The sequence below is a fragment of the Arhodomonas sp. KWT genome, from assembly GCF_010993615.1.
This window is the reverse complement of sequence record NZ_WNXE01000896.1, coordinates 1-692: the sequence shown is the minus strand read 5'-3', so window position 1 is coordinate 692 and position 692 is coordinate 1. Positions and strand designations below refer to the sequence as shown.

The 692-nt window shown below is 76.9% G+C and carries 1 protein-coding gene; it reads right to left on the bottom strand.

Annotated elements, in window-relative coordinates; genetic code table 11:
- Nucleotides 1-692, bottom strand: a 692-nt coding sequence (locus tag G7A99_RS23140) for a glycosyltransferase (RefSeq protein ID WP_163144400.1), incomplete at both ends; no start/stop codon positions are given.

Sequence of the window (692 nt, the reverse complement as noted above, 5' to 3'; positions counted from 1 at the left end):
GTGCCCAGCGCCACCGCCTCGGTGAGCACGTTGGGCGAGCCCTCCCAGGCCGAGGACAGCACGAACAGCGAGGCCCGCGCCATCCAGGCGTAGGGGTTGGCCACGTGCCCCGGCAGGGCCAGATCGTCGGCGACGCCGAGCTCGGCCGCCTGCGCCTCCAGCGCCCCGCGCTGGCCGCCGTCGCCGAGGATCACCAGCCGCGCCGGGCGCCCGGCGCGCAGCCGCGCGAACGCGCGCAGCAGCGTGGGGAAGTCCTTCTGCCGGGTCAGCCGCCCGGCACCGAGGATCACCGGCGGGCCGGGCTCGCGCAGCCACGGATGGTCCGGCTCGGCGCGCGCCTGCTCGGCGAGATCCGGTGAAACCACCGGGTTGCGTACCACGCACACGCGCCCGGCGGCGAGCCCGGCGATACGCCGGGTGTCCTCGGCCACGCCCTCGGAGACCGCGACCACCCGGTCCACGCGATGGTAGAGCACCCGCATGGGCGCATAGCGCAGCCACCGTCCCAGCCGACTCCGTCCCGCAAGCGCGGCGGAGAGGTTGGTGCCGAGGCGCCCGGCGAGGTGCACCGGCACCCGGGCCAGCGCACGGGCGACGATGGCGGTGCGGATGGCGCGGTCCTTGGCGGCGAGCAGCGCCACCGGGCGCTCCCGGCGCAGGTAGCGCGCGAGCGCCAGCACCGCCATCTGGCT